At 55.3% G+C, this 23,470-nt stretch carries 24 protein-coding genes; 6 read left to right on the top strand and 18 right to left on the bottom strand.

Features of this window, described 5'->3' with window-relative positions; all coding sequences use genetic code 11:
* The 4 genes from G7G_RS0104435 to G7G_RS0104420 all read left to right on the top strand — a co-directional run.
* Positions 1–1,085, top strand: a 1,085-nt coding sequence (locus G7G_RS0104435; RefSeq protein WP_010438830.1) for a flagellar hook protein FlgE, incomplete at its 5' end; no start/stop codon positions are given.
* Positions 1,086–1,118: 33 nt separating this feature from the next.
* Positions 1,119–2,570, top strand: a complete 1,452-nt coding sequence (gene flgK, locus G7G_RS0104430; protein ID WP_010438825.1) for a flagellar hook-associated protein FlgK — start codon at positions 1,119–1,121, stop codon at positions 2,568–2,570.
* A 98-nt stretch (positions 2,571–2,668) separates the two neighbouring features.
* Positions 2,669–3,580 carry a flagellin gene (locus tag G7G_RS0104425; protein ID WP_238528763.1) on the top strand — a complete coding sequence of 304 codons (912 nt, stop codon included), beginning with the start codon at positions 2,669–2,671 and terminating at the stop codon, positions 3,578–3,580.
* On the top strand, positions 3,577–4,671 hold the full coding sequence (locus G7G_RS0104420) for a flagellar basal body P-ring protein FlgI (RefSeq protein ID WP_010438821.1): 1,095 nt from the start codon (positions 3,577–3,579) through the stop codon (positions 4,669–4,671). The genes G7G_RS0104425 and G7G_RS0104420 overlap by 4 nt, the downstream gene beginning before the upstream one ends.
* 45 nt (positions 4,672–4,716) lie before the next feature.
* Here the strand turns inward: G7G_RS0104420 and G7G_RS0104415 are convergent, their stop codons facing one another.
* The 15 genes from G7G_RS0104415 to G7G_RS0104345 form a co-directional block, all read right to left on the bottom strand.
* The gene (locus tag G7G_RS0104415) at positions 4,717–5,361 is read right to left on the bottom strand and encodes a DUF1523 family protein (protein ID WP_010438818.1); all 645 of its coding nucleotides are present in this window, start codon (positions 5,359–5,361) and stop codon (positions 4,717–4,719) included.
* Between the two features lie 10 nt (positions 5,362–5,371).
* Entirely contained in the window at positions 5,372–5,638 is a 267-nt protein-coding gene (locus tag G7G_RS0104410) for a hypothetical protein (protein ID WP_010438816.1), read from the bottom strand.
* 1 nt (position 5,639) lies between these two features.
* The gene (locus G7G_RS0104405; protein ID WP_010438813.1) at positions 5,640–6,977 is read right to left on the bottom strand and encodes a DUF6638 family protein; all 1,338 of its coding nucleotides are present in this window, start codon (positions 6,975–6,977) and stop codon (positions 5,640–5,642) included.
* Positions 6,974–7,678, bottom strand: coding sequence for a hypothetical protein (locus tag G7G_RS0104400; protein WP_139056593.1), 705 nt, complete (start codon positions 7,676–7,678; stop codon positions 6,974–6,976). Before G7G_RS0104400 ends, G7G_RS0104405 begins: the two co-directional genes overlap by 4 nt.
* A 56-nt stretch (positions 7,679–7,734) precedes the next feature.
* The gene (locus G7G_RS0104395) at positions 7,735–9,666 is read right to left on the bottom strand and encodes an AAA family ATPase (protein ID WP_010438810.1); all 1,932 of its coding nucleotides are present in this window, start codon (positions 9,664–9,666) and stop codon (positions 7,735–7,737) included.
* Positions 9,667–9,741: 75 nt separating this feature from the next.
* Positions 9,742–10,866 (bottom strand): hypothetical protein, encoded by a 1,125-nt coding sequence (locus tag G7G_RS0104390; RefSeq protein ID WP_010438808.1) that lies wholly within the window; start codon positions 10,864–10,866, stop codon positions 9,742–9,744.
* The gene (locus G7G_RS0104385; RefSeq protein WP_010438804.1) at positions 10,853–11,209 is read right to left on the bottom strand and encodes a hypothetical protein; all 357 of its coding nucleotides are present in this window, start codon (positions 11,207–11,209) and stop codon (positions 10,853–10,855) included. Before G7G_RS0104385 ends, G7G_RS0104390 begins: the two co-directional genes overlap by 14 nt.
* On the bottom strand, positions 11,210–12,289 hold the full coding sequence (locus G7G_RS0104380) for a coiled-coil domain-containing protein (RefSeq protein ID WP_010438800.1): 1,080 nt from the start codon (positions 12,287–12,289) through the stop codon (positions 11,210–11,212).
* A gap of 174 nt (positions 12,290–12,463) precedes the next feature.
* Positions 12,464–14,185 carry an LTA synthase family protein gene (locus G7G_RS0104375; RefSeq protein WP_010438797.1) on the bottom strand — a complete coding sequence of 574 codons (1,722 nt, stop codon included), beginning with the start codon at positions 14,183–14,185 and terminating at the stop codon, positions 12,464–12,466.
* A 381-nt stretch (positions 14,186–14,566) separates the two neighbouring features.
* Positions 14,567–15,034, bottom strand: a complete 468-nt coding sequence (locus G7G_RS0104370; RefSeq protein ID WP_010438794.1) for an Hsp20 family protein — start codon at positions 15,032–15,034, stop codon at positions 14,567–14,569.
* Positions 15,035–15,155: 121 nt separating this feature from the next.
* Positions 15,156–15,974 (bottom strand): trypsin-like serine peptidase, encoded by an 819-nt coding sequence (locus G7G_RS0104365; protein WP_010438791.1) that lies wholly within the window; start codon positions 15,972–15,974, stop codon positions 15,156–15,158.
* Positions 15,971–16,756 (bottom strand): trypsin-like serine peptidase, encoded by a 786-nt coding sequence (locus tag G7G_RS0104360; protein ID WP_010438788.1) that lies wholly within the window; start codon positions 16,754–16,756, stop codon positions 15,971–15,973. The genes G7G_RS0104365 and G7G_RS0104360 overlap by 4 nt, the downstream gene beginning before the upstream one ends.
* A gap of 117 nt (positions 16,757–16,873) precedes the next feature.
* Positions 16,874–18,187, bottom strand: a complete 1,314-nt coding sequence (gene glcF, locus G7G_RS0104355) for a glycolate oxidase subunit GlcF (RefSeq protein ID WP_010438785.1) — start codon at positions 18,185–18,187, stop codon at positions 16,874–16,876.
* 3 nt (positions 18,188–18,190) lie between these two features.
* Positions 18,191–19,285 (bottom strand): FAD-binding protein, encoded by a 1,095-nt coding sequence (locus tag G7G_RS0104350; RefSeq protein ID WP_010438783.1) that lies wholly within the window; start codon positions 19,283–19,285, stop codon positions 18,191–18,193.
* A gap of 45 nt (positions 19,286–19,330) precedes the next feature.
* Complete coding sequence (locus G7G_RS0104345; RefSeq protein WP_010438780.1) at positions 19,331–20,770, bottom strand: FAD-linked oxidase C-terminal domain-containing protein; 1,440 nt, start codon at positions 20,768–20,770, stop codon at positions 19,331–19,333.
* 80 nt (positions 20,771–20,850) lie between these two features.
* Between G7G_RS0104345 and G7G_RS0104340 the strand changes: the two genes are divergently transcribed.
* Positions 20,851–21,561 carry a DUF599 domain-containing protein gene (locus tag G7G_RS0104340; protein WP_010438777.1) on the top strand — a complete coding sequence of 237 codons (711 nt, stop codon included), beginning with the start codon at positions 20,851–20,853 and terminating at the stop codon, positions 21,559–21,561.
* 35 nt (positions 21,562–21,596) lie between these two features.
* A complete protein-coding gene (locus tag G7G_RS0104335) occupies positions 21,597–21,944 on the top strand; it encodes a hypothetical protein (protein WP_010438774.1) in 348 nt (115 codons plus the stop codon).
* Between the two features lie 3 nt (positions 21,945–21,947).
* Here the strand turns inward: G7G_RS0104335 and G7G_RS0104330 are convergent, their stop codons facing one another.
* Genes G7G_RS0104330 through rsfS form a run of 3 tightly spaced genes read right to left on the bottom strand, consistent with a single transcriptional unit; the run spans position 21,948 to position 23,309 of the window.
* On the bottom strand, positions 21,948–22,433 hold the full coding sequence (locus G7G_RS0104330; RefSeq protein ID WP_010438771.1) for a flavodoxin family protein: 486 nt from the start codon (positions 22,431–22,433) through the stop codon (positions 21,948–21,950).
* Between the two features lies 1 nt (position 22,434).
* Positions 22,435–22,905: a 23S rRNA (pseudouridine(1915)-N(3))-methyltransferase RlmH gene (gene rlmH / locus G7G_RS0104325; RefSeq protein WP_010438768.1), complete on the bottom strand. Its 471-nt coding sequence runs from the start codon at positions 22,903–22,905 to the stop codon at positions 22,435–22,437.
* A 44-nt stretch (positions 22,906–22,949) separates the two neighbouring features.
* On the bottom strand, positions 22,950–23,309 hold the full coding sequence (gene rsfS / locus G7G_RS0104320; protein ID WP_029621719.1) for a ribosome silencing factor: 360 nt from the start codon (positions 23,307–23,309) through the stop codon (positions 22,950–22,952).
* Positions 23,310–23,470 lie beyond the last annotated feature (161 nt).

Here is a 23,470-nt window from a genome sequence, read left to right as displayed (position 1 = left end):
GCGGATCGTTGGTTACTACCAACAACTCAACCGATTTGGCCGTGCGCGGCAGAGGTATGCTACCGGTTCGACCCAGCTCGCAAATCGCGGCGGGCTCGAATGAGATGCTGCTGACCACGACGGGCTCGTTCCGCACCAATGAAGAAGGGTATCTGGTCACACAATCCGGTCTTGTCCTTCTGGGCTGGCGCGCCAATCCGGATGGTTCGATCCCTAGCGTCCCGAGGGACACGCCCGCAGCGCTGGAACCCATTCAGCTGAGCGTTAATCAACTGTCCGGCGCCCCCACAACATCAATGAACCTACGGATGAACCTGCCTGCAACCGCAACCGACGCCGGGGCTCCGGGGGATACGCAACCTCTGTCAGTCGAATATTTTGACAATCTGGGCAAATCCGAAAGCGTCGATATCGAGTTGGTGCCAACCGTTCCCGCAACCGGTAGCAGCAACGAATGGACCATGACATTGCGCGATTCAGCCTCGGGCGGCGCTGTCATCGGAGAATATACACTGACCTTTACCGATAGCCGCACAGCCGGAGGGACGTTGGCCAGCGTCACCGCAGTGTCTGGTGGGGCTTATGACCCGGCAACCGGAAGTGTCGTCGTCAATGTGGCTGGCGGTCCAATGGAGATTAATATCGGCCAGATCGGAGATGCGGACGGAATCACGCAGCTCTCGGACACATTTGCACCGGTTTCGATCACACGCGACGGCTCGGCTGTGGGCACAATGACAAGCGTACAGGTCGACGAGAATGGCTATGTCTATGCATTCTATGACACCGGGGTCAGTCGCCGGATGTTCCAGATTCCGTTGGCAGATGTGCCCAATCCAAACGGGCTGACCGCTTTGGACAGTCAGACTTACGCCCCCTCACGTGACAGTGGCACCTTCTTCTTATGGAACGCAGGTGAAGGTCCGACGGGCGATCTTGTGTCCTTCGCGCGCGAGGAATCGACAACCGATGTTGCCACCGAACTGACGTCGATGATCCAGACCCAACGTGCCTATTCGTCTAGCGCCAAGGTCATCCAGACCGTGGATGAGATGCTGCAGGAAACAACCAATATCAAACGCTGATCCGGTGATTAAGCAACAAAGGGGACGCGCCCGATGAACATGTCGACAGCATTGAACAACGCTCTGGGAGGGTTAAGCGCGGCAAGCCGAGGGGCGGCGGTTGTCTCTGGCAATATCGCAAACGCGCTGACGCCAGGTTATGCACGCAGATCCCTTGAACTGGCGACCAGTCCAATTTCGGGAAACGGCGTTCGTGTCGTCGGGGTCACGCGCCATCATGATCCGGTGCTGATCGCTAACCAGCGCGAGACAGATGCGGATTTCGCAGCCGCCAAGACCATATCTCAGTTTCATTCAAACTATGAAAATCTGATTGGGTCCGCAGATGACGCCACTTCGATCGCAGCTCGGCTCGCACAATTCGAGAGTAGCCTGATTACCGCAGCCAGCTTGCCGGACTCGGCGCGACGCCTGGATCAAGCCGCGCGCGCTGCTCGCGATTTCAGTTCTGCGCTCAACTCAGCGTCCGATGGATTGCGGCATATGCGATCAGATGCTGATCGCACCATTGGTAAGCACGTTGATACTCTGAATCAGACACTGGAAGACATCGAGAAACTGAATGCTCGAATTCCTGCGATCCGTAACTCGGGCGGAGACATCGGTGCCCTTCTCGACCAACGCCAAATTTTGATCGATCAGGTCAATGAACTAGTTCCGGTCAATGTGGTCGCGCGTGAGAATGATCAGGTTTCACTCTACGCGGAGGGCGGGCTGATCCTTATTGAAGGAACCTCCGCCCAGCTCTCGTTCACGACCACCGGCGATACGATGCCACATATGACCGTAGCAAACGGATTGCTGTCCGGGCTCGAAGTCAATGGGCGCCCCATTCGGCTCAGCGGCGATTTCGCGCAAATCAAGGGCGGCGCGCTGATGGCGCAGTTCGCGGTTAGGGATGAACTTGCCGTCGAAGCACAAGCTGACCTCGACGCTGTGGCCCGCGACTTGATTGAGCGGTTCGAAACAGCCGGGCTTGACCCAACTGCAACGACCGCCAATCCCGGACTATTCACCGATGATGGCAATCGCTTTGACGCAACTAGGGAAACCGGGCTTGCGTCGCGCATCTCCTTAAATGTCGTCGTCGATCCGGATGCCGGAGGCGACAGCTGGAAACTGCGCGCAGGATTGGGTGCCTTGACACCCGGTGCCCCTGGAGATGCAAGCCAGTTGCACGCCTTCGGTGTCATTTTGTCAGACGCACGCCCGATTCCCAGTGCCAGCTTCGGGACTGGGTCGATGCGTGCTGCTGAAATTACCGAAGCATTGCTCTCAAAAGCCGGTACAAACGCACATGCAGCGGACCAACGCAGCATCTTTGCAGCAAACGCCCAATTAGAGATGCAGAAAATCGTCGCAGAGCAAGGCGTTGACAGCGATGCCGAACTGCAGCGTTTGATGCAGATCGAGCAGACCTACGCCGCCAACGCCCGCGTTGTTACGGTTGTTGATGAATTGATGGATACCTTGTTGAGGCTATAAACATGGCGTTGAACTCTATCGGTGATCTGGCTCGGGGGTTGACCCTCAGGACCCGCAGCACCGAAATCAAATCGCAAATTGAAACTCTGTCCTATGAGATGTCTACAGGCAAGGTGCAAGATATTTCAGGCCACCTGGGCGGCGACTACGCGCACCTGCTGGATCTGGATCGCAGTCTCGAGCTGTTGGACGCATATTCAATCGCCACCGCCGAGGCGCGACTATTCACGGACGCAATGCAATTGAGCCTGAAAACGTTCAGCGGATCGGTGGCCGAGATATCTGCATCGCTGCTGTCATTTGGTACTGCAAATCAGACCGTGACACATGAGCAGGCCTCGGTTCAGGCCCGCAACGAACTCGACACAATGATCTCAGCGCTGAACACAAGGGCCGGTGGGCGCAGCCTGTATTCCGGGACCTCAACCGATATCTCTCCGTTACTGTCAGCTGAAACTTTGCTGGGGGCACTGCAAGCAGAGTTGTCGGGCCTCACAACCGCAACGGACATCCGCCAAGCCGCCGAAGACTGGTTCGACGACCCAACGGGGTTTGACGCGGTTATTTATCAGGGTGGCGCCGACACCCTGAGCCCGATGCAAATATCCGAGAACGAGAGGGTCTCTCTTCCAATCACCGCTACCGATCCCGCGCTAAAGTCTGCGCTACGCGACGTCGCTGTTGCAGCACTGGCCACAGATGACGCGCTGGCATGGTCTCCAGGTCTGCGTACCGCGCTATTCACAGAGCTCGGCGTTGAATTGGCTAATACTCAGGACGCGACGGTAAACCTGCGCGCCCAGGTTGGTGCCGCCGAAGCACGCATTGAGCAGGCCGCCACTCGCAACGCAGCTGCAAATACAAGCGCCGAGTATGCACGTAGTGAATTGATCTCAGCAGATCCTTACGAAACCGCGGCACGGCTGCAAACTGTGCAGTTCCAGCTGGAAAGTCTTTATTCCGTGACCGTCCGCAACGCCAACCTTTCGCTGGTGAACTTCCTCAGATGAAAATTCTCGCATTCCTGTTGATAATCTTGCCTTGTATCGCAAACGCCGGTGCTATCCGTCTGAAAGATCTGGTTGATTTCGACGGCGTGCGCGGCAACGACCTGGTGGGTTATGGCCTTGTTGTCGGTCTGAACGGTACCGGAGACGGCTTGCGTAACTCTCCGTTTACCGAAGAAATCATGTCCAACATTCTCGAACGGTTGGGTGTGAACGTGAACGGCGAGGATTTTCGCACGAAGAACGTCGCCGCTGTATTGGTTACAGCCACACTTCCGCCCTTCGCACGTGTCGGTGGTCAAATTGATGTAACCGTCTCTGCGATTGGAGATTCCAAAGGACTTCTTGGAGGTACGCTGATCATGACACCCCTGAACGCGGCAGACGGTCAGATCTATGCCGTGGCCCAGGGAACAGTATTGGCTGGTGGTGCTGCGGTTGAGGGTGACGCCGCTTCGGTCGTAAGCGGCGTTCCCACATCGGGAGTCATACCCTCCGGAGCGCGCGTCGAGCGTGAGATAGACTTTACCCTTTCCGACCTAACGCAACTCAGGCTGGCTTTGAGGGAGCCGGATTTCACGACCGCCAGCCGTATCGAAGCCGCGATAAACACCGAATTTAACCGGGCCGTTGCACTCATGCGCGACTCCGGCACTGTGGAGCTAAGCATCGATGCAACGCGCGCAGTTTCTACCGCCCACGCAATCGGTCGGATCGAGAATATTTTGGTTGAACCCCAAAGCAAGGCCCGTGTTGTCGTCGATCAGAGATCGGGTACAATCGTAATGGGTCGAGATGTCAGGATTTCGCGCGTAGCGGTGTCGCAGGGCAACTTGACCCTCACCGTCGAGGAAGCCCCTATTGCCGTTCAACCCAATCCTTTTGCGCGTGGCGAAACAGTCGTCGTTCCGCGTACTTTTGCTGGAATCGAGGAAGAAGAAGGAACTGGACTGGCGGAAATTCCCGAAGCAACCACTCTTTCCGAAGTGGTTGCCGGGTTGAATGCCTTGGGCGTATCGCCACGCGACATGATCGATATTTTGAAAACCATCAAAGCTGCCGGTGCGCTTCATGCTGAGTTCATCGTCAGATGAGCAGTATCGCAAATGCTATCAACAAAGAACCTCTCTGAATTCGACTTACTTGGATTTCCAACTATCCAGCCAGCGGCGTAATCCTTTGCGTTTTTCATCAATCGCATCACCGGCGGCGTAAAGACCATCTTCCATGTTTTCCAAAACCGGATCGATCTTCTTTTGCCGGAAACGGCGCCACCGGACCCAGATAGCCCATACCAATGCCGCGAATATCGTCAGAAAGATGATATTGAACCAGGGTATGATGCGCACATCAGGTCCATCGACATAGCGAATGAAGATCGCGTTAGGAAAGATCGACATGAACTCATTGCGCCAGCCGTAATGCGTTACGACCACCCAATCGGGGTTTTCCTTGGTCGATTTCGCGTCGTTAGCCTCGGTATAGAGGTTCGCCGTGTCGAACTTGAAATAGGGCGGCCAGCCCCAGCCGGTGTCTTCGTTGCGATAGACAATGGGCTTTCCGTTGGCGCGCACCGCCTGAATGAACTGCACATCGCGGTTTGACAGGCTCGTGGATTGATCCTCGGGTTCAGACCAGAATATTCGGGTCCAATCCGTCAGGTCCTGACGTTCCTCATAGGTGTTGACGATCCGCACAACATCGTGCTGCGGTAGAGAATACTGCAGGATCACGGCAACCGTGCCCCAGAAGATGATAATGAACGCCCATTTTACATAGGCCATGCCTTAACCCTCACATGTAATTCACGATGTAGATCAGCGCGCCAATCGCCACCCAAGGCACAATATAGACACCCAAAATCAATTTGCGCCGGAACGAATTGTCGTAGACGTGCAAACCACGCGCAACAAACGCTTCTTTGTTACCGGTTTTGCCCTTTTCGTCCCACCAGGTTTCCAGCTTTTGCCGCCTGACGCTGCGCGAATAAAAGGACAGCGCGAAATAGGCGATCGTCTGGACAACCAGCAGGATCAGCAACAGGCGCATTGCTCCGAACATCTCAATCCCGCCCAACCGCGCCCCAGGGGCCAACCCGTGCGATGACCGTTTCGCTGCCCCGGTCGTTACCGCTCATGTCCGGCTCATGGCCAAACAAGGCCGCACGGGCACCAGCCTTGTCCACCTGATACTCTCGCGCAAGGAAATCGGCAACATAGGCTTTCTTGGCCTCGGGCCAGTTCGTGTAGGTCTTATAGAACAGCTCCTTGTGGCAGATGAACAGCTGGCGCGGGTCCAGCGGTGCAAGCTCTGCCAGCAGCATGTTCACCAGATCGCGGTTCGGCGTATCGGCTGCGCGCAAGGTATAGAAATAGGCCGGATGGTCCGAAGTGATGCGCGGCCAACGCCCGCCATCTGTCGCCCAGCGCAATAGTTGCGCGAGGCCGTGATACGCTTCGGGTAGGCGATCCGCGTGATTGCGGGCGAGGCGGCGCATGTCGCTGCGGTCCAACCCGCTCAGATCAACATCCGCGTCAGCAGCCGCAGCAATGGTCAGAAAGTCCATTTTCTGTTGCAGGATCGCGGCAGCATCCACGCCGCGGGCCTTGACGATGGGTTCGACCAGATCGTTGTAGTCCAGAAACTTTGCAATCTGGTTTCGCTGCGACGGGCCAAAAACGTATTTGATCGGCATATCGTCGGGTCTGGCGCCCATACAGATCACCGCCGGGTGATCCAGATCCGGGAACAGGTAGAGCCCGTCGAAATGCGCTGTCCAGAAATTGCGCTGCTCGAACGCGGTATGACGTAGGCGGACGGGGTTGCGGGTGACGTCGCCGGTTTCTTTGGCCGTTTCGATCATCTTGGCGATCAGAACATCGTCGAACCAGGCATCCTCTTCGGTTTTGAACCGTTCGACCATGCCCGCTAGTTGCTGTGCCTTGCGCAGGGTGCCGCCAGCGGTGTCAGCCTCAACCTCAATCTTGCGCAGGTTTAGCAGATCGCGCGGGGTGGTGAGTTTGATGACCGAGTTCACCAGCTCTCCGGCCACCGCATCGGTGGCGGTCAGGGCAAACAGTTGCGCCTCGTTCATCTCGATGAATTCGCGCAGGATATCGCGCGAGGTTGAGAATTTGACGTTCAGCAGCGGCGCGCGTTTCTGCTCGGTTGTCAGGAGGATGAACTGCCGGTTGACCCCGTTGGGGTTGAGGTAGAGCTCATCCTCCAGCTCAATCCCCACCTCCGGCGAATAGCCGGAGATATCGACATGGAAATCCGTCAGCGCCGTGGTCTTGCCCGCCAGATGCTGCAGCGCGCGGTTATACCGCTCGACCAGAGCCGGGCTGGAGATGTGGACGAGATTGCCGAACATCAGGCCTTTTTTGATGAGGCGGATCATTGGTCGCTCTGTATAAATACTGGCATTACTGCACGCTTATCCTTTGCGACGACTTCGGATTTTACGAAGTAGTGGGTTTTCCTCGGTACTTTCTTCGCCCTATCCAGAACGATACCAAACAAATTCGCTTGTAAGTCTTTGATAAGCATAACGACCTCTAAAGACCATTTTATCCAGCTTTCTGCCAGTATCTCAGGGTCTTCAAATTTCTTGTCAGCAGCGGAGAACCTTCGCAGTCTTTCAAAAAACACCAAGCTTTCTCCGAGCACGAAGTATGTGTTGCCGTCCAGAGAATTGACATAGACCGATGCATCTGCATCGCAGGGCAGACTTCCTGCATTTTTTAGGGCCGTATTAAGTTTATAGTGAAAACTCGTTTCGTTTCTAATGTTGCGGTTTATTGCGTGACCTTCCGAAGCGCCCAATCTTTCAATTTCTTCCGTACTTTTTTGGATGAGCGCCAGCATTTCCGGATCTAGCTTTTCAGTTTTCTTGGTTGCTTCCTTGAGAAACTCGTATGCCTCAAAAACGCGGGAAGATAACGTTCTCAGGACCACATGGAACTGAAGATCCGATGCAAATTTTACTGGACCTCTTTCGTCGTCCTGCCGCTCCGTAAGTCTGAGGAACCGCGCGAAAACGTTAAGTTCATTACAGATGTAAGACAGCATACCCAATACAGCTATCTCTTCCTTGGTCATCGAACCAAGATCAGACTTCTTCAGATTAAACTCATGGAAGTGGACTAGACTTTCAGTCACCCCTTCCCCTCCAAATACCGCCGCTTGGCCTCTTCCATCCGGCCCATTTCGCGGACGGCGTTTTCGATGGCGACCTCGTCGCTCTTGTCGGCATAGCGGAACTCGCTGTCGGCGTAGCGGTTGATCTCCTGTATCACCATCTCAACCGTGATCGGCTGGCGCAGGTCCTCGATCATGGCCTTCTTGGTGTCGTAGTCGCGGAACAGGAACAGGTCGGGGTTTTCCATCCACTCGTCGGGCAGTTCGAAATCCATCGCGCGGACCTTGACCGCGTCGGTGATGTTCTTGATCGCGCGGCCGGTGAAACGCTCATCCGCTTGTTGGATCGCCTTGAGGTAGGTGCCCATCTTGGCAATCGTATCCATCTGGCCGATATCGCCGGACACCCGGTCATAAACCTGCAGCAGAGCGTCCTCGTGCGGGCGCGAGTGGCTTTCAAAACTGGCGGCGACGGCTTTTTTGATTTCCTGCGCGGCGTAGGCTTCGTGTTCGCCCAGCGGGATGTCGTGGTTGCGGCCCATCAGCAGGTGCAGGATGTCGATGTAATCCTCGCGCGTTTGCGGTCCGTCCACCAGAAACCGCGCACCGGCCCGCTGACGCAGGGCGTCGTCCACATTCTCGGGGTAGTTCGAGAACATGCCAAAGGTGCAGTTGCCGCGCACGACGGTGTTGGCACCCGCAAAGCTCTCCATCAGCACGGCGGTGATTTCCAGCTGCCCGGCTGACGACTGCCGGTCGCCGCGTTTGCCTGCCAGCTGGTCGATGTCGTCGATGGTGCCGAACCCGATGACCGAGGGGTCGATGATCGTGTTGATAAACGCTTTGGCGTTCTGGCCGGATTTGCCCTGATAGCTGTCGATATTGTCGGTGCTCAGGTTCTGATAACGGAACGGATAGCCCGCGTTCTGGCAATAGTCGTTGATCAGCCCGGCCATCATCTGGATCAGGGTGGTTTTGCCGGTGCCCGGTTTACCGTCGCCCATGAAGGTGAAGATGAACCCGCCAAGCTCGGCAAACGGGTTCAGGCGGCGGTCGAAATCATAGGCCATCACCATCTTGGCCAGCTTCATCGCCTGATATTTGGCGATATGGTTGCCCACCACCTCGTTCGGTTTCTTGAACGTCATGGTCAGGGTGGTGGATTTGGCCTTGGAGGCGGGTTCGAACCCTCGAATGGTCAGGTCATCGGCCTCGATATGCCAGGCAGCATTCTGGAACGGCGCCAGATGGCCTGCGGACTGGGCGCGCAGGGCGGCCTTCTCCATCAGTTGTTCGGCATAGGCGCTGGTGGCCGCGATCAGGTTGGCGTCGTCGGGGGCGTGTTTGGCCAGCGTTTGATCCAGCTCCCACAACGCGCCATGCAGAGCAAGTTGGCCGTTGTCGGTCAGAACCTCTTCGATCTCAATGATGTCGACGGTGGTCTCGCCCAGATGAGAGGACATCAGATAGGCCAGCGCATTGCCCAGAACATGGGACGTAATCAGCGCTTCGGCGGTCAGTAATTCCGAGAATTCGGTTTTGCGGGAGGCAGGCAGATCTCCGGCAAGGTTGGCGCGCTTCAGGTCGGCCAGCGGAGTCTGCTCCGCATACGCCTCGGCTACAGCCAGAGCGATGGCTATTGCACGGCGGATTGCCTGCTGCGTTGTGGCCTGAGGCGGCGAGACCAGCGTGTCGCCCTCATCCGAGGCCTCAATCCGTTCGACCAGATGCACCCCGTCGGCGCGCGCAACGCGGCGCGTCACCAGCCCCGGTGTCGTAGACCGGAACCGACGCCCCGTCGAAACACCCGGCGACCGTTCTGCGGCAGCCTCAACAGGTTTGGCGATACGCGGCGCATGCTCGAACCCGTTCAACATTGCGGTCGCTGCTGCGTAATGCTTGCGAATGTCGTCTTCGCGCAATTCCATCTGATCTGACGTCAAACTCATCTTTTTCCTCGCAATGCCGGGCTGAAGCCCGGCCTACTCAAATTCTGTAGGGCGGGCTTCATCCCGCCACTTGTCTCAATACCTCAAAACCTGTCCGGCCTTGCTGACCACGAACTTGCGCACATCAGCAAAACCCGGAGGGTTGCGTTCGGCGAGAACCTGAAACGGACGCTGGGGCAGGATGATGGATCGCTGGGTGCGGGTGGCGCCGGTCTCAGCCCCATGCCCGCCGAACGGGTCCAGCGCAAAAACCTCGCGCTCAACGGTCGAGAACCAGCCGGCACGTTCCTCGATCACCTCTTCGCTTTCCAGCTCTTCAGTGGTCCAGGCCAGCGCCCAGTCCTGACCTTGCGGAGACTGCGCGTCCTCAAGCACCTGCCGCAGCGGGCCGGATTGTTCGGTATAAGCCGAGGAATACATCGGCCCTACATGAATACGGCGCAGATGCTTGGGATGCAGGTCATCGAAATCCTGATCGAAGCCCTTGGCAATCGTCACCAGTTTCAACCCGCCCAGCGACTGCGCCATCAGATGCGCCTGCACCTCGGGCCAGCGGCGTTGATCCTTGGGCAGGGCAGTTTTGCCACTGTCCTCCAACTGCATCAGATAAATGACCGGCAGGTTGATCTGGCTGTCATAGACCGCCCAGTGGATCATAAACTTGCGCCGCTCGTCCTCATTCCCGATCCAGTGACATTCGGGATCGTTGCGGGCCCAGAACAGCTGACCTTTCAACAATTCCTCGTAATAGAGCCTTTGGGACAGCGCGAATTGCAGTTTGGTGGGGATTTCCTGATCGCCGATGATCGTTCGCACCATGTCGGTTTTCAGGTCGTCTTCCGAGGGCATATTGGCCAGATGCACCTGCGCCTGCTGCGCGTCATTGGCCATCGTCAGCAACTCGGCCGCTACCGGAAACCCGCTGTCGCGCTTGTCCATGGCGAGGCTGCCAAAGAACCGCCCCGTATCGCGCCCGACCAGCAGATATTTCATGGATAGCGCGCGGAAGGTGTAGAGCAGCCCCGATAGGTAGCGCGACACGATCCGCACCTCTTGCTTGCTGATCGCGCCCTCGGCCTCCATCGTCGCGGCCACGCGCAGGAGGTGGACGGTGATCACCTCGAATTTGCGGAAGTAGCGCTGCGAGGCGAAAGTGTCGGTCAGGCCGACATGGTCTTGGGTGGGGTTAGTTTCGACCACGGATAAATTTCCTGTATCTGCCCCAATCTTCAAAGACGAGCCGGAAACGATCCCGCCAAAAACCAAAGGCTTCGGCTGACGTCATACCATCACTGTGAAGTATTTCTTCATACATATTCACCATGCCGAACCAAAAAGCTGGCACCACAATACGGACGACGAAATAGACGTAGGCCGGTAATAGCAGCACTCCGAAAATAACTGCGATACCCTCCACGTTGGCTGCATTGTGCAGGCCCAAAAGCGCCAAAACCCACAGTGCTAATACATAAACAACCAACGCAATTGCCAATACCGGCATCAACACGACCATTGGGCCAAACATCAATATGAAAGAGGCCATTTACCCCCCATACAAATTCTTATCATGCTTCTCGACAATCGAGGCAAACCGACGGGCAAAACGTTCATCCGCTTTGGCCTTTTTTTCCAGCACGTCGCGGGCAAAGACCATGTGGTCCTCATGCGCCTCAAGCATGTCGGCCATTTTCTGGTTGGTCGCGGTACCGATGGCGGCCATGGCGGTTTGCGCCTCTTGGTCGGTCTGCACGCCGATCTCGTTGATGCGATGGGCCACGTCCTGCTGTTGCGCGGTTTTCAGCGATTTGGTCAGCGCGTCATACAGCACGACGCGCTGTTGGGTGTCTGTCTGCAGCTTGTTGATCAGCACCATCTGCGTCGCCGCCTGGTTCTGCAGTGAATCGACCCAGGTCTTGCCCTTCTCGATATACCGCTCCAGCGTCTGGGACTTGGCCAACTTGACCTGCTCTTCCTGAACCTTGGCGTTGTATTGCTTGTTCAACTCGGCCAGTTCAGTCTCTAACTGGGTCCGCGCGGCGGCGTCCTGTTCGACGCTGATCTTGTTCTCCAGCGTGATGATCGTCGGGTCCATGCCCTGAATTTCAGCCCGCAACGCTTCCAGTTCGGCCACCGTGGCTTCGCGGTCGTCCAAAGTGCCACTCAGATTGTCCTCAACCTTCACACGCTGCTCTTCCAGCACCGACAACTGCCCCTCCAGCAGCTTCACGATCACGTCGGATTTGGCGATCAGGTCCTGCAGCTTGTCGTCGATATTTGCTGTGCGCATCCGCTCCTGCCGCATCGACTCGGATTTGGCTTTGGCGAAGATGCCAACAAACGACTCCCACCCGGTTTTCGAGCGCATCTCGTCGAAATCCTTGGAAAACGCATTGGTGACATCATCCAAACCCATGATCAGCTCGGCGATGTTTGCGTTCATCACCTCGGTATGGGCGTGCACATCCTCGAGCGTTGCATTTTCGATGTCGATATCCGCCTCGGCGGTGCCAATCTTGGCCCGTGCCGCTTCGATCCGCGAAGTCAACCCTTCGATCTGCGACTGACTTTCGCGCACTTTGGCCTGAGTTTCCTGAATCAACGCTTCAAACTGCTGGTTCGACATCTGTCCTATTCCTTTTTTCTTATCTACCCAATAAGATAGGGGATGTTACACAGATTTACATCCCTCTAAGTGTTAAATCCCCACGAAGATTGGCAAATTCAGACATGAAATGAAAGAAGGGATACCATAGACTGAAACGCCAAGATGGATTTCCCGAAACATCCAAATTGCTCTTTAATCTATGAAGAAGTGATTTGTAATTTTGTCAGTCGCGTCATTATCGTAGACACTCGATAAATACGCGCGCTCGATATCATCATCAAAAAGAGAAAGAACTTCATTCAGTTGCCTTTGCTCCATCAGTTCCGGGACGAATCGAAAAACGGTTCGCATTACATAACGGCAGTCAATCTTTTCAGGATCACAAAGATCAAATTCTTGTTTGATCGTATCGATCAAAAACTCATCTTGTAGCCGATCCAGGAACTGCCTTTCTGCGCTGGAAGAACCGAGTTCTATTGATTTTCTTATCCAAATGGCTTTTTCATTCCGTCGTGCACCGCACATTTCTTGGACTGAGAGCTTAGGTGATACTGATCGATATTGATCTTGGAAGCGGGCATCCTGAAATAGATCCCTACAGTATAGTCCCGTCCAAAAGCCATGGCTTTCGACGATATCCGGCTTGGTGAAGTCTAGTACATAATCGGCAATACCCGGATTTTTGTGCAAGTTCGCCATAACCGGACTACCAAGCATTCCAAGATCAAGAATATTGAACTGCTTGTGCCATGACATCACACCAAGATCCGGGTTAGATACCAACGGTCGTCGGATTTCGTTGTTCTGAGCAATCGCATTGAATTCTCGACGCACTTGATCAAAACCATCGACTGCCCAGCCAAGATAGTAAGGCTCCGTTCGATACATCCAGACCGAAGCAACAACGCCAACTACAGCAATAGTACGAAGTTCAACAATTCTTCGCGACGCAACAGCGTGATAAACACACCATGTCGGGAGCAGGAGAGAAACGACCGTGACATAGCTGTAAGTGCGCATCCAATCGATCCGAGGACGGCCCAAGAATACAGGAGAAATAAGCGCCACGCACAAGACAACTAATATCGCAGAAATCAGAAATTTATCAGCAGCGTCCATCCCCAATCTGAAGACAAGTGGTAGGCAAACAACGGCTAGCCACCAGCCACCTTGCACAAAGTTATAAGCCGATACCTGCATTCCTTCGACCATTGGTTGAACGGATCCTGATAACAGCGCCTGCACTCGGTCAAGTGGAGAAATACCCTGCGCCGCAGCGGTATTTGGGAAGAATTCTCCGAAATAGGCAAATCGAATTCCATGAATGACGACACATAGCGCCGCAACCAAAAACGAAAACTTTAGCGCCCCAAATGAATGAAACTTGCGCTGCCAATAGACTGAAAACAAACCTAATAAAGCCACTATAGTAAGCAGAAGCTCCAGCCTTACAAAGCACGTTAGGACCAAGGGAATGGCCCAGAGGAACGACACGCGCTTGCACCTTATCATCCGAACAAGCCCTGCGATGCTCAGTACGATTAGGAAATGAGTTAAAGCGTTTTCCATCCCGGACCCATGCCAGAGGAAAAATGGATACACAAAACTCAATGCGAGCGACAATAGCAGAATAGAAAACAGACCTTCGGCCCTTGAAACGCCAAGTGCCAAAGCTACCGCCGCGCCCAATAGCAATGTCGCAACAAGCGTTTGTAAAAAGGCAAATGATGCGTAATTAATGCCGGTCATAGCATAGGTAGCGGCATATAGAATCATTTGCACAGGGCTGGAAGATGCTTCGACAATTGGGCCAGAGGGACTTACGCCGACAAAGCCAAAGTCAACAAGGTTTCGCCCTGCACTCATTGTAATGACACCATCGTCACGCGTTTGATACAGGCTAGCGTCAATCATGCCATATCTGACAAAGAACACTGCGACTAGAATGCACGCCGCGCAGATTAAATAATTTGAGACGGAAAACTTGGACAAGTGGTGCTTAGAATAACTGTTCAACGCTTCTTGCCCAAAAAATTTAGCCCGAGGAAATCAGAGATGATGTATTTACGATAGATATCTGTTTCGGTCGGCGACCGGAACTCATTGTTCTCTGTACCCAGATAAAATTGGCAAAAACGGCACACCTCGGCATTCGAATCGCGATAGGCTAATTTGCCAGAAGTCGGTCCATTCGGTCATTACTCTGGAACGACAACGCCCCGCGTCTGGAGGAACGCGGGGCGTGTGTTGCGATAACCCAGAGAGGAGAAGATTATCGCGACGTGATCAAAGGCGTTAGTTCACGGCTTTTGCGTCAACCACATCCTTTTCGATGGCATTTGCCGAAGAGATCTCGATTCGGCGCGGCTTAAGGGCTTCGGGCACTTCGCGCTTCAGGTCGATGTTCAGCATGCCGTTCTCATGGCTTGCGCCGGTGACGCGAACGTGGTCGGCCAGGGCGAAACGGCGCTCGAATGCGCGGGTCGCGATGCCACGGTGCAGGTAGCTGCGATCCTTGTCCTCGGCGGATTTCTTGCCAGAGACAACCAACGAATTTTCTTTTACTTCAACTGACAGATCAGCTTCAGAGAACCCGGCAACAGCGACCGAGATGCGATAGGTGTCAGCATCGGTCTTTTCAATGTTGTAAGGGGGATAGCTGGGCTGAGCCACGTCGTTGGTCAGAACCCTGTCCATCATGTCTGCGATCTGATCGAAACCGATAGTGGCGCGGTGAAGCGGTGCAAAGTCAAATGTACGCATGTCGTATCCTCATCATTGAGCGATTTACGAATTTGCCCTCCGGTATGGACGGGCGGTGAGTTTCCCGGACCCCAATCGTGGCGATCCGGTAAAACTCACATGGGAAGCAGTTTGTTCGGGTTCAAGACCCGCCGGCGCTGATGAATTTGGCACCCGAGCTGGATTTGTCTGATCCGGGCTGCAATCTGCGGATCGTGGCCGTTGGCCGGGGTGCATCACGGCGCAGGATCGCCTTCAATTCTGAAACGATTCCCGACAACTCCATACCGTAGCCGACTTTCTGACCTCCATTCGTTGAAATTGCCGAGGCAACCGACAATATCTGCCAGCGCGGCCCCTTCTTTGCCAGAATGGCCGAGCCAGACGATCCAAATGTGACGTCGCAGTTAAACACGATCAGGCCCTGTCCACGCTGAAGAATGTGACAGGATCGCTGCCGCAGGATCGCGTCTTCCCTGCCGCGCCCATAAGATGCGACGCTGATTTCATTGTCGGTTACGCGGCCACTGTGCAGGGCAAACGGATCAGCAATAGAGTAGGGAATCGGCTCTTCGAGCCGCATTAGAGCCACATCCACCCGAACCCGAGGGGCCGAGACAGGGGCGTTCGCGACAAAATCCGGGTGCGCGGCGATCTGGATAACCTTCCGCTCGGCCAGCGCTTCGCCATCGCTTAGCCCGGCGCGAAATGTCACTTCGCCGGGGGCGTATGATTTACCAGTCGCCTTGTCCAGCGCGCAGTGGGCGGCCGTCAATACGATATCCTGAGCAATCAATGTACCCGTGCAAAAACCCTTATCGCCAAAATCCAGTCGGCCAACCGCTTCCCATCCGTACAGATCATCCCGGTCAGTCAGACGGCGCTTGTTTCCGGTCTGGGCCTGAGATGTGGTTGCAAGAACGGAAAAACATAAAATAATTTTGAATAATAACCGGGTCATGGCTTAACGAATTTTGCTCCAAGATGTTTGGTGTTGTTGTCCAGAGACGCGTTCATACCTCGCCCTTGGGAAAGCTCGGCCTGCAACAATTCCAAAGATTCGTTCAAGTCGGTGCCCAGCGCAACGCGTTGACCCTGCATTTCAGCTTTGGCGGCTACGACTGAAACGATGCGAGGGCGTTCACCCTCAAACGAAAAAATCGGCGCACCGGACGCTCCGAAATCCACGTCACAAGACATGATCAGGATGCCCGCCTGACGGCCGATGACTGAACAGACCTCTTGCAGAGACGGTGCTTCGGACCGGTCATGGGCGTAAGAGACAACACCGACCTCTTCACCGCGAGTTGGGCGGTGTCCGGTTTCAAAAGGTATGACCGATGTGTTGCGGATCGGCTGCCAGAGCTCGATCAATGCGATATCGTGACGTACGCGTGTCGCCGATAAATCACCGACATATTTATATTCCGGATGCACCACCGTTCGCCGTGCCGGTCGATATGCCGACGCATGCCCAAGACGCCAACCCGCCAAAAACTCGATCCGCGCCGGATCAATCCGCTGTTTCGTCGCTTTATCGAAAAGGCAATGCGCTGCGGTCAGAACCAGCGTTGGAGATATGAGCGATCCGGTGCAGAACCCGGTTCCATCAATATCCAGCCGACCAACCGCCATCCACTCTCGTCCAGCGTCAGTGGTATCAAGGCTTTTAAGCCCTGAATCCTGCGCCTGCCCTGCCAAAGGCAGCAAGCTAAGCGTAATAGCCGTGATCCAGTTGCGCACACAGGTCTCCGGTCAAGTGGTCCGATCAACATTCGTATGCTGTGGGTACGGCGAAAATAGGGCAAATGCGGCCCGTTCTGGATTCGCTCTGATCTGATGCCCGCTTGCAGCAATTGGCTAACGTAATTGCGGTATGCCGCTGGTATCACCGTGCAGCGCGCGCGGTTTGGGCCCACCTGTGGCCCAATCCAGCAGTTCGACGGTATGGATAACGGGCGTGTCGGTTCCGGACCCGATCTGCATCATGCACCCTATGTTTCCTGCTGCGATCACATCGGGATTTCTGGCCTCAAGCGAGCGCACCTTGCGCTGTTTTAGCTGACTGGAAATTTCAGGCTGCATAAGGTTATAGGTTCCGGCGCTGCCGCAGCATAAATGATTATTAGTAGGCTCTAACACAGTGAATCCAGCAGATTTCAACAGACTTTTGGGGTGGGTAGTAACTTTTTGGCCATGCTGCAGAGAGCATGCTGCATGGTAGGCAACGACCAGTTCTTTTTTGTCACTGAATGGCAGCTCCAACTGAACCAACAGTTCGCTGATATCCATCGCCAACGCCGACACACGCGCGGCATCTGCAGCAAGCGGGTCGTTGCGGAACATGTGGCCATAATCCTTCACCGTAGTCCCACACCCCGATGTATTAATGACAATCGCATCTAAGCCATCGCCATCCATTTCGCGCGTCCAGGCCCGGATGTTGGTGGCGGCAGAAGCGTGGCTTTCGCCCGTTTTACCCATATGATGAGTTAACGCTCCACAACACCCTGCCCCTTCAGCAACCACTACCTCACATCCCAAGCGTGTCAGCAGACGAATCGTGGCATCGTTGATGTCTGTATTCAGCGCTTTTTGCGCGCACCCTGTCATCAACGCCACACGCATGGTTCTTGAACCTTTTGGTGCAAAACTTTGGGGATCATCATTGCGACTAACCGGTGGAATATGCTTGGGCGCCATATCCAGCATCGCTTTCAGTCGCGCATCCGGCATCAAAAACCGGAACGGGCGGCCCAGCTTTGCACCAATCAGCGCCCATCGAAAGCGCGTAGGATAAGGTAAGATTTTGGCCAGTATCCAACGCAGTGCCTGATCCGAGAATGGGCGTTTGTAATTATCTTCGATGTATTCCCGCGCGTGATCGACCAGATGCATATAGTGCACACCCGAGGGACAAGTGGTCATACAGGCGAGGCAAGATAAGCAGCGGTCGATATGCTTGACGGTCTTTTCGTCCGGGACACGTTCATTCTCCAACATATCCTTGATCAGATAGATGCGTCCGCGAGGACTGTCCAACTCATCACCAAGAACCTGGTAAGTGGGGCACGTTGCAGTACAGAAACCACAATGAACGCAGTTCCGCAGAATTTCATTGGACCGCTCAATCGCGGGGTCCTGCAGCTGCTTTTCGGTAAATGTCGTCTGCATCGTCTACCCCATAAGACCCGGATTGAACACGCTACGCGGATCGAATTTCAGCCGAATTGCCCTTGTTAGAGCCCTAACCTGATGGTTCTCTGGTTGAAACCGACCAAATTCGTCCATCGTATGGGCATCTGCACGTACAAGGCTCGCATGGCCCTCGAAGGCCCCCAAGCGCGCACGCAAATCCGTGCCCTTTGGCACCAGCGCCCATATCAAACCACCACCCCAATCAAGCAGGGTCCTCCCTGCTTCGATCCGATCCGCAATGACCAGGGCATCACCGGGTTTCACCGACAAGCGCCAGACATCGCCTTCCAGATCATGGAACGCACGCACATCGCGCAGATCAGCCCACCGCTTGCGCGACTCCTCCAACTCGGTGCATTCGTTGCCAAGGATTTCGCTCAATCGACTAGCCCGATAAGCGACCGAGTCGGCAAATCCCTCGATCCTCAAAAACGCCTGTCTATCCTTCGGATCATACGCCGCGCCGCTCACTTCGTATGGGGATCTCAGGGCAGTCGACATAAGATCAACTGCGGTTCCTACATCATCGGCACTGACAGCCAATGTGGCCTGAGTCTCTGGCTTGGGCAAAACCTTCAGCGAGACTTCTGACAAAACCCCCAATGTGCCCCATGACCCGGCCACCAGTTTCACCAAATCGTAGCCGGTGACATTTTTCATCACCCGTCCACCATTTTTGATGACTTGCCCAAGGCCATCGACATAACGGACGCCCAGCAGGAAATCCCGGCAGGCCCCGGCCTGAATTCTGCGAGACCCCGAGATGTTGGCTGCAACAACGCCTCCAATCGTCGGTTCACCAGTCGTGCCCAACAAACCGCGGTGATCCATTGGCTCGAATGCCAATTGCTGACCCTCGCCATCCAGAGCCGCCTCAATCTCAGCAACAGGAGTTCCCGCACGCGCGACCAGAGTCAGTGCTCCGGGTTCATAGAGAGTAATCCCGCTCAATCCAGCGGTACTCAGCTCCGGTTCCGCACCAACAACGCCGCGTGTGCCACCGCCGGCAATACATACGGGTCCGTTAAGCCCAGCAACGGTTTCTGCAAGTTCAGCCTCGGTTTCAGGTCTCATTGCGTTCATCTTTTCACAAATTTCTTGAAGGTGAGGGCAAAGCCCCTATTCCGCCGCCATCCTGCGTCCCGCTGACGCCGCCAATGGGAACACTTTGGCTGGATTCAGCAGCCAGTTAGGATCAAACACATCTTTCACAGCCATCTGTGCCTCAAGATCCTGAGCTGCATATTGATGGGTCATAAGATCGCGCTTTTCGATGCCAACCCCATGCTCCCCCGTCAGGCAGCCTCCGGCATCGACGCAAAGCTTCAGGATGTCCGCCCCGAACGCCTCGCATTTCTCAAGATCACCCGGTTTGTTGGCGTCAAAAAGGATCAAGGGGTGCATGTTACCGTCACCGGCATGAAACACGTTGCCAACAGGTAGGCCGTAGTCCTTGCTCAACTCTCCGATGCGGCGCAGCACAAAGGGCAGCGATGAGACCGGGATCGTCCCATCAAGACACATATAATCGTTGATCTGCCCCATCGCACCAAAGGCCGATTTCCGCCCCAGCCAGATACGCGCGCTTTCATCAGCGGATTGGCTTTCGCGCAGCTCAACGGGATTGTGGCGTTTGGCAATCTCGATGATCTTCGAAAGCTGGCTGTCGATCTCAGCCTCTGACCCTTCAACCTCGACGATCAGCAACGCCTCACAATCGGGATAGCCAGCATGGGCGAAATTCTCGCAGGCCCTGATACAGAGGCGGTCCATAAACTCGATTGCGACGGGTAGAATGCCCGATTTGATAATGTCAGAGACACATTGGCCCGCAACTTCATTGTCATCAAAGCCCATCAGAACGGGCCGTGCCCCTTCCGGTTTGCGCAGGATACGCAACGTCGCTTCGGTTACGATTCCCAGCTGCCCTTCGGATCCGCAAATCACGCCCAGCAGGTCCAACCCACCAGCATCCAGATACGTGCCTCCGATTTCGACCACACTGCCATCCATCATCACCATGGTGACGCCCATCAGGTTGTTGGTCGTCACGCCATATTTCAGGCAATGCGCCCCGCCCGAATTCATCGCGATATTCCCGGCGATGGCGCAGGCAAGTTGGGACGAAGGATCAGGGGCGTAGAAGAAATCCTCTTCTTCAACAGCTCCGGTCACACTCAAATTGGTTCGGCCGGTCTGCACCTTGATAAACCGATTGTCGTAGTCGACCTCCAACACTTCATTCATCCGAGCAACGCCTAAGATCACGCAATCCGCTGTCGGCAAAGCACCGCCGGCCAACGAGGTCCCCGCACCGCGCGGCACCACGGGCACACTCAGTTCGTGGCAAATGCGCAAAACATCGGAAACCTGCTGTGTTGTCGACGGCAGTACTGCCAACAAGGGCGGACATTTGTAAGCGGTCAATGCATCACATTCATATGCACGCGTTTCGGCCACATCGTGGATGACGGCATCCCTCGGCAGGACCTGCTGCAACCGCGCAACCAAAGCTTGCTTACGCGCCATGACATCCGGATTTGGCTTGGGCATTTCCATCGCTGACCCTCCATTTGGTAAAATTATATTACCAATTTTACCGGCTGGCAAGTTTCTGAATCCAGCAATAGTGTCGCGGCATGACTTGGATCGACCGCGCGCTGCTGTTCTCTCCGCTAGACTACGTTGCCGTACTGCTTCTGTTTGCAGCTTGGCTGGGAATTGGATGGAGGATCGAGAATCCATCCTCTCAGAAACCGTCGGTGTCGTTGATGATGGATGATTTCCGCAAGGTCTGGATGCGAGAGATGGTGACGCGCCAGCCACGTGTGTTCGATGCGCAGGTGATCTCGGCCATGCGTCAGGGCAGTACGTTCTTTGCGTCAACGATCATGATTGCAATTGGCGGTGGCTTGGCGCTGCTTGGCAATACCGAGCGCTTGGCCGGAGTTGCCGAAGACCTTGCCATTGGCCGTGCGCCCGCAATGGTGTGGGAAGTCAAAATACTGATTATTCTTCTTTTTCTGTCGAACGCATTTCTGAAATTTGTATGGTCGCATCGTTTGTTTGGATATTGCGCCATCCTGATGGCCGCGGTTCCAAACGACCCCGACCATCCGCAGGCCTATGCCCGTGCCGCTCAGGCGGGCGATATCTGCATCACGGCGGCGCGCAGTTTCAATCGCGCGTTGCGGGCAACCTACTTTGCTTTGGCATCCATTGCCTGGATTTTGGGACCAATGGCATTAATACTGAGCTCAGCCGTTACATTTGGAGTCCTATATCGTCGCGAGTTCGCCTCGCATTCGCGAACCGTCATGATGACAGCGCCACCAAACACAGAGTCGTGATCGCAATGCCGCGCCCGAGCGCATAGTTTGACCCTATGCGATATCTGATTCTCAGCGCCTTACTGGCCAGCCCCGCCTTCGCTGACTCTCCGACGATCGAACAGGTCTCGACCCGTTCGAACGGTGATACTTGGCGATTCGATGTCACGATCCGTCATCCCGATACCGGATGGGATGATTATGCCGACGGCTGGCGAGTTCTGGATATGCAGGGAAACGAACTGGGGATGCGCGTGCTGCACCACCCTCATGTTGAAGAGCAACCCTTTACCCGGTCTTTGGGCGGGGTGATGATCCCGGACGGGACCACGCAGGTGCAAATTCAGGCGCGCGACAATGTCGGTGGTTGGAGCGAAGACACGACAGTGGTCGATCTGAACTGACCTTCAGAACACCCCGAGGCTGAGACCTGCCGCTAAGGCCGCACCAATATCGCGACAGTTTTCAAGTTGTTCCTGAGGAATGATCTTCTCAGCCAGGATTGCTTCGGGCGTTTGCGCATGAGTGCAGATGATCAGGGGCGGTTGCACCTCTTTCAACCGCCACCCCGTTGCGATCCTTGCCATCTGTCGCGCGGCATTCTCACCATCTGATCCGGCGCAGACCATCTGCGCATAGGGTCGACCTTCGATCCTCCCCAGTACCGGATAATAACAGCGATCGAAAAACTCTTTCATCAGCCCAGAGATCGCGGCCAGGTTCTCGGGTGCGCAGAAGATATAGCCATCAGAGGCCAGCAGGTCTTTCGGCCCGGTCTGATCGGCGGTTTTCAGGATGGTGTTCGCCTCGTCGCGCGCTGCATCTGCTGCGGCTTCGGCCATCTGCCGGGCACCGCCGGTGCGCGAATGGTAGACGATCAAAAGCTGCGCCATGTCAGACCCGGTGATAAGGACCGCCCGACAGGATGGTAGCGGCCCGGTACAGTTGCTCGGCCAACATCACACGGACCAGCATATGAGGCCAGACCATTGACCCAAAGGACAGGGAAAAATCGGCCTCGGCCCGCAGATTAGGGTCTATTCCGTCCGCTCCACCGATGATCAGCGCCAGATCCTGTCGGCCCTCATCACGCCATCCACCCAGCTTTTTTGCAAAATCGGGTGAGGACATCACCCGTCCGCGCTCATCCAGCGTACAGATCACCGCGCCCTTGGGCAGAGCTTTCCGCAGCAACGCGGCCTCGGCCCCCATGCCTGCGTTTTTCTTGTCTTCGACTTCGATCACCTTTGCAGGCCCAAGGCCCAGCGCACGGCCGGTTCGGTCGAAACGATTCAGGTAGTCATCAAGCAGGGATTTCTCCGGTCCGGCGCGCAATCGCCCGACCGCAACGATGCTGATACGCATGTCTCTCTCGCCTCCGGCCCCTCAATACGGGCCGGGATGGCGCCTTAATTCGCCGAAGCGCTGCCGCCCTGAGGCAGCCACATCTTTTCCAGCTGATAGAATTCACGCACTTCGGGGCGGAAGATATGAACGACCACGTCGCCCGTATCGATCAACACCCAGTCGCCGGCATCCTTGCCTTCGACCTTCGAGGTGAAGCCGAATTCCTGCTTGATGCGATCCGTCAGCTTTTCCGCCATGGCCGAGACCTGACGGGTCGACCGACCCGAGGCAATCACCATGTGATCCGCGACAGAAGACTTACCTTGCAAGTTGATCTGCACGACGTCTTCGGCCTTGTCATCGGAAAGTGAGGAAAGGATACGTTCAAGCAGCATATCGCTGATTGACTCAGAGTGGGCCATTACTTTGGCCCCATCATCGGCGGGCAAACCCGCCTGTGTATGTAGAGACAGGACATAGTCCTCCTTTGCAACGCGCCGCCAAATCCCCGGCGCTGGGGTACTAATAAGGTAACAAGGGGATTGCAACATTTCAATGAACTGGCTGCTTCACGCAGTGACAT

This window comes from Ruegeria conchae (assembly GCF_000192475.1).
Lineage (GTDB): Bacteria > Pseudomonadota > Alphaproteobacteria > Rhodobacterales > Rhodobacteraceae > Ruegeria > Ruegeria conchae.
Note: the sequence above shows the minus strand (reverse complement) of the source record. Positions and strands in the feature narration are given on the sequence as shown.

Excerpts from the sequence above, each read along its gene's own strand:
- flgK (WP_010438825.1), top strand. The coding sequence starts at position 1,119 with ATGAACATGTCGACAGCATTGAACAACGCTCTGGGAGGGTTAAGCGCG.
- G7G_RS0104425 (WP_238528763.1), top strand. The coding sequence starts at position 2,669 with ATGTCTACAGGCAAGGTGCAAGATATTTCAGGCCACCTGGGCGGCGAC.
- G7G_RS0104420 (WP_010438821.1), top strand. The coding sequence starts at position 3,577 with ATGAAAATTCTCGCATTCCTGTTGATAATCTTGCCTTGTATCGCAAAC.
- G7G_RS0104415 (WP_010438818.1), bottom strand. The coding sequence starts at position 5,361 with ATGGCCTATGTAAAATGGGCGTTCATTATCATCTTCTGGGGCACGGTT.
- G7G_RS0104410 (WP_010438816.1), bottom strand. The coding sequence starts at position 5,638 with ATGTTCGGAGCAATGCGCCTGTTGCTGATCCTGCTGGTTGTCCAGACG.
- G7G_RS0104405 (WP_010438813.1), bottom strand. The coding sequence starts at position 6,977 with ATGATCCGCCTCATCAAAAAAGGCCTGATGTTCGGCAATCTCGTCCAC.
- G7G_RS0104400 (WP_139056593.1), bottom strand. The coding sequence starts at position 7,678 with ATGACCAAGGAAGAGATAGCTGTATTGGGTATGCTGTCTTACATCTGT.
- G7G_RS0104395 (WP_010438810.1), bottom strand. The coding sequence starts at position 9,666 with ATGAGTTTGACGTCAGATCAGATGGAATTGCGCGAAGACGACATTCGC.
- G7G_RS0104385 (WP_010438804.1), bottom strand. The coding sequence starts at position 11,209 with ATGGCCTCTTTCATATTGATGTTTGGCCCAATGGTCGTGTTGATGCCG.
- G7G_RS0104380 (WP_010438800.1), bottom strand. The coding sequence starts at position 12,289 with ATGTCGAACCAGCAGTTTGAAGCGTTGATTCAGGAAACTCAGGCCAAA.
- G7G_RS0104375 (WP_010438797.1), bottom strand. The coding sequence starts at position 14,185 with ATGATTGACGCTAGCCTGTATCAAACGCGTGACGATGGTGTCATTACA.
- G7G_RS0104370 (WP_010438794.1), bottom strand. The coding sequence starts at position 15,034 with ATGCGTACATTTGACTTTGCACCGCTTCACCGCGCCACTATCGGTTTC.
- G7G_RS0104365 (WP_010438791.1), bottom strand. The coding sequence starts at position 15,974 with ATGACCCGGTTATTATTCAAAATTATTTTATGTTTTTCCGTTCTTGCA.
- glcF (WP_010438785.1), bottom strand. The coding sequence starts at position 18,187 with ATGCAGACGACATTTACCGAAAAGCAGCTGCAGGACCCCGCGATTGAG.
- G7G_RS0104350 (WP_010438783.1), bottom strand. The coding sequence starts at position 19,285 with ATGAGACCTGAAACCGAGGCTGAACTTGCAGAAACCGTTGCTGGGCTT.
- G7G_RS0104345 (WP_010438780.1), bottom strand. The coding sequence starts at position 20,770 with ATGGAAATGCCCAAGCCAAATCCGGATGTCATGGCGCGTAAGCAAGCT.
- G7G_RS0104340 (WP_010438777.1), top strand. The coding sequence starts at position 20,851 with ATGACTTGGATCGACCGCGCGCTGCTGTTCTCTCCGCTAGACTACGTT.
- G7G_RS0104335 (WP_010438774.1), top strand. The coding sequence starts at position 21,597 with ATGCGATATCTGATTCTCAGCGCCTTACTGGCCAGCCCCGCCTTCGCT.
- G7G_RS0104330 (WP_010438771.1), bottom strand. The coding sequence starts at position 22,433 with ATGGCGCAGCTTTTGATCGTCTACCATTCGCGCACCGGCGGTGCCCGG.
- rlmH (WP_010438768.1), bottom strand. The coding sequence starts at position 22,905 with ATGCGTATCAGCATCGTTGCGGTCGGGCGATTGCGCGCCGGACCGGAG.
- rsfS (WP_029621719.1), bottom strand. The coding sequence starts at position 23,309 with ATGGCCCACTCTGAGTCAATCAGCGATATGCTGCTTGAACGTATCCTT.